The sequence below is a fragment of the Acetobacter senegalensis genome, from assembly GCF_001580995.1.
Classification (GTDB): Bacteria; Pseudomonadota; Alphaproteobacteria; order Acetobacterales; family Acetobacteraceae; genus Acetobacter; species Acetobacter senegalensis.
Map to the genome: position 1 here is coordinate 1 of NZ_LHZU01000056.1, position 3,937 is coordinate 3,937.

The 3,937-nt window shown below is 59.8% G+C and carries 5 protein-coding genes; 2 read left to right on the forward strand and 3 right to left on the reverse strand.

The features are described 5' to 3' along the window. Positions 1–106: 106 nt before the first annotated feature. Together AD948_RS00475 and AD948_RS00480 are read left to right on the forward strand one after the other, a co-directional pair. Positions 107–628 carry a hypothetical protein gene (locus tag AD948_RS00475; RefSeq protein WP_061470251.1) on the forward strand — a complete coding sequence of 174 codons (522 nt, stop codon included), beginning with the start codon at positions 107–109 and terminating at the stop codon, positions 626–628. Positions 629–640: 12 nt separating this feature from the next. Continuing rightward, on the forward strand, positions 641–1,189 hold the full coding sequence (locus tag AD948_RS00480; protein WP_061470252.1) for a hypothetical protein: 549 nt from the start codon (positions 641–643) through the stop codon (positions 1,187–1,189). Between the two features lie 52 nt (positions 1,190–1,241). Here the strand turns inward: AD948_RS00480 and AD948_RS00485 are convergent, their stop codons facing one another. The 3 genes from AD948_RS00485 to AD948_RS00495 all read right to left on the reverse strand — a co-directional run bounded on the left by AD948_RS00485 (position 1,242) and on the right by AD948_RS00495 (position 3,281). After that, positions 1,242–2,024, reverse strand: coding sequence for a hypothetical protein (locus AD948_RS00485; RefSeq protein WP_227005087.1), 783 nt, complete (start codon positions 2,022–2,024; stop codon positions 1,242–1,244). A 119-nt stretch (positions 2,025–2,143) separates the two neighbouring features. After that, positions 2,144–2,377, reverse strand: a complete 234-nt coding sequence (locus AD948_RS00490) for a hypothetical protein (RefSeq protein ID WP_061470256.1) — start codon at positions 2,375–2,377, stop codon at positions 2,144–2,146. Positions 2,378–2,513: 136 nt separating this feature from the next. Then, positions 2,514–3,281: a hypothetical protein gene (locus tag AD948_RS00495; RefSeq protein ID WP_061470253.1), complete on the reverse strand. Its 768-nt coding sequence runs from the start codon at positions 3,279–3,281 to the stop codon at positions 2,514–2,516. Between the last annotated feature and the right edge of the window lie 656 nt (positions 3,282–3,937).

Sequence of the window (3,937 nt, forward strand, 5' to 3'; positions counted from 1 at the left end):
CAATGAATCACCATAGCCGTCCAAACGCTACCGGTTTTTGCGGGTCTCCATCTCGGATGCCGGGTGCCGGGTGACATCTGCTTCCTCCATGAAACGGACTCCCTTCATGAAACCTTTCCTGTCCCTGTCCCTATCCCTGTTCTCCGCCCTGTCGCTGCTCACTGTTTCTGCTCACGCTCAGGCGGCCAGTCAGAGCGACAGACAGATGATTGCGCACGCCCACTGGCTCAGCGCGGAACAGGCCCGACCAGCCACAGCCTCGGATACCGCCACCCTGAAGGCCGTCCCCGACCTCACGAAAACAGCCGGACAGTATCACGATCTGTGCGGGACACGCGTGACACCCAAAATCCTGTCTCTCGATGTCGGCGGTACTCTTGGTACCCTCACGGCAGTCATCGAAGAGGATCCGGCCTGCTTCGGGGGAGATGGCGCCCGTTACACCCTGCTCGACAGAACGCATCATGTCGTCTGGCAGAACTCTGCTGCCGCCATTGCCATTCTGGAAAGCCATCATGACGGGGTTCACGATCTGAGTTTCGGTGGACCGGGTCCAGAGACGCCTGTATGGAGTTGGTCGGCAGCCAGTCACGCCTATCAGTTACACGTCGTCATCGACACAGAATAAAAAGAACCCGCCATGGACAAGGATGACATCGATTTTGAAGGGATCAGGGCCCGGTTGGGTCTGTTCTGGGAGACCCCGGAGGAACCTGTCCTGGCTGCGCTGGGCAGCACCGTTCTGGCGGGGCTTCTGTCCTGTGCTTACCGCCATGTCGAACGCGGCATGAATTCGGTTCAGCACGCCGGCTTCAGCGGGTTTCATATTCTGGGTGTAACGCTCTGGGTGACCATCGCCTGTTTTGGTGCATCGTGGCTGAGCCGGAAACGTGCCTCCTTCAATGTCCCCCGCCTTTACTGTGATCGTGCGTCATGGGGCATGGCGCTGTTCTGTCTGGTCAAGATCTACGTTTTTCTGCAATCATCGCAGACAGAGACAAGCAGCTTCTTTTTTGCGTTCTCGACCTTCCATCTCTATTTCACGCCCGGTTCCGGCATTCTGTTTCTCCTTGCGGCTCCCGTCCTGTTGTGGCGTGCAACCCGGATCGAAAAAGCACAGGAAGCTGACAGACAGCAGGACAAGCCAGAGCCTGAACTGCTGCCGCCATATGATGACAAAAACGACTGAGCGGTAACCATCCTCCCATCGGGGAGGCTGAAGGACGACAGCCGTCCTTTATTCACTCACGCGCTCGCCAACGTGAAGCAGGACGAGAGCCTCGCTTTTCTTGCCGGAAGTTCCGTCCCGGCATTCCCTCCTTCACTTCGGTAAACTTCTTCCTGCCACAGACAAGCTGCGCGACAGCCGCTTCGATGGCTTCCGCGCAGATGGCCTCCAGCCAGTCCGGGTGCGCCATCATGTCGAGCCAGATCACGCGTAGCAGCGGACGGCCCGGCTGACTGAACCAGTCCTGCTTCTTCGCCAGACGGTCCAGAGAGGCTTCCTCGACATCCGCCCGGCAGATCCGGTCGGAGCCCAGCATGCCCATCACTTCGATACAAACCAGAGGGGGCCCCTCATCAGGTGCGCAGAGACCGAAATCGCTGCGCAGATACCGCCCGTCTTCCAGCCAGGGATGGCAGCACAGCTCCAGTTCATCGGGAACCATCTGCACAAGGGTCTCCCAGACAATCCGCTCGGGCGCGGAATCCAGTGTCGTGCCATCGGACGCCCGCTGTCCCGATCGTGGCAGATCCGGATAACGCCGGGCGAGCGCCTCCAGCATCCGCCGCCAGTCACCGAGGCTTTCACCCAGCTGGTCCAGATGCCGGGCCTCGGGGCCGCAATAACGCATCATGTTCGAGACAGGCGGTGCGCCCAGCCGTTCGGTGAGTGCTGCCATGAACTGGAGGTCCTCGTCCGTTGCATCCCACGGCGAAAGACGACGGGTGTGGCGAAGACGGCGGATGGCGCGGGATACGCTATGTGAGCCTGTATGGTGGCGTGAGGTCTGATAACGCATAATGAAAATCCTGTGCAGAGCCATCGGACAGAAAGGTTTCTGTCCGATGGCAGAGTGTTGATCTGGGTTTGAGGAGGATGGCCTGACGACCAGAAAGAGGCAGAGCAGAGGCCCCGCACTCATGCCGAAGCGGGACTGTCCATGACCTCCTGAAGCATCTCGCCGAAGTCTTCGAGAAGATCACCGAGCAGCAGCACATGGCCTTCCAGCGGGCGGCCAAAGGACAGCGTGTCGTCAGGACCGTCATCGCGGACGACACACAGGGCCGGCAGCAGCACGTCGTGCATCTGCAGCCAGACATCGATCAGCCGGTCGAGGCCAGTGCGGGGCAGAGAGAAATGTTCGGCAGACATAAGGGATAATCCTTGTTCCAGCCTGCCCTGCAGACGCAGATCGACACCGGCACGCTCCTGAAGCGTCCAGTGACCGAAACAATCGTCTGGGGCAGGCCATGAAAAAAGCAGGGGCTGGGATAGAAAGAAAAAGCGTTCAGTGGCCCCGGCAAGACAGATCGAACGGCAGCAGATCATCCTCTTCGGGACATTCGAGCACACCGAGATGTTCCAGTCCCGCCTGCAGGCTGTAGCCGGGCGCGCACGCCGTGCTGAACCAGCGCGGATCAACAGCCAGACCGTTGATGACAGGGGCCGCCTCCACCGCTGTGGAGGCCGACAGGCAGATCAGGTTCGACGGATTGATCTGCCGGCTCAGGGCGTCGACCAGCATCAGATCCCTTTGCGGATCCGTCAGTCCCAGCAGGTCTTCCGGTGCGAGACCCGCCAGCCACCCGCTGGACGCGGCATGCACGATCAGACTCATCGGCGTGTGGAACATCAGATGCGGCCAGAGTTCCCGCGCCGCGCGATGCAGGCACAGGCCCGGCAGGGTCAGAGCGGGGTCGTCATCCGCGAGGAAGCGCCGCAGGAAATGGTAGTTGAAGACGGCGATGGCGTTTGGTGCGTCCATGCCCTCTTCGGCAAAGACCAGCGGTTCATCGAAGCACAGCCGTCCGCTGGCGTCATGATGCAGCTCCATCGTGCGGACGTAATCCCACACCGTCGAAACGGTGAGCGGGGTCCAGAGGATATTCTGCACCACAACCACAAAGCGGCTGCCCTCGGCAAAGCCGGTCATGGGTCTGGCTGGCCACCAGCTGAGCAGACGCAGGCGAAGGGACGCCAGTTGTCCCACGCCGTCAGAGCGGAACGCACTGACCGTCGAGGCGGGAGAGAAAAAGGAAGACGAAAGTCGTGTCATGAAACATGTCCTGAAAGGCGAGGAAGGACACGGCGGGAGCACACAGGCCCGCGCGGTAATCCTTCTCTCTGGGAACGAAGGGACCAGTCCCTTCATCGCCAAGCCCTCAGGACCGATGATGTCGCCCTGTCCGACCGTCTTCTCTCAGACCTCGTCTCCCGGTTTCGAGGATGCAGACTTTGGCAGGGCCAAAGTCGCGCCGTCAGGCGCGCATCCGGCGACGTCCGAAGGACCACACGAAAAATGGCGGATAACCGTCGTTTTTCGGCGTTTTGCGTGCGCCCTGCGCACCAAAATGCGGTATCGTGCCTTAAATCCCTTGCGGGGATAGATTTGACCCATTTTGGAGTTTTTGTGGTGCATGTGTTCGTCGATCATGCCGCAAACAGGCCTTAGAAACGGTCTGTAGGCCGGTCGGGCAGGAATCCGGGGTCTTTTATGCGGGTGGGTTTCCGGACCGGCCTGTGCGGTCGTTGGTGATGGTTTTCGGGCGGTAATGGCCGTGTTTTCGATGCAGTTAGGTAATGATATGGGCGGACCGTTAGAGTTTCTGCGGTTTTTGGTCTGTTTTTCGAGGAAAGTGATTCAGGCACCGTTTAGTGACTGCGGTTTTTGCCGTTGCCGGTATGCTGGGAAGACCCTTTTTTCTGGGGTGT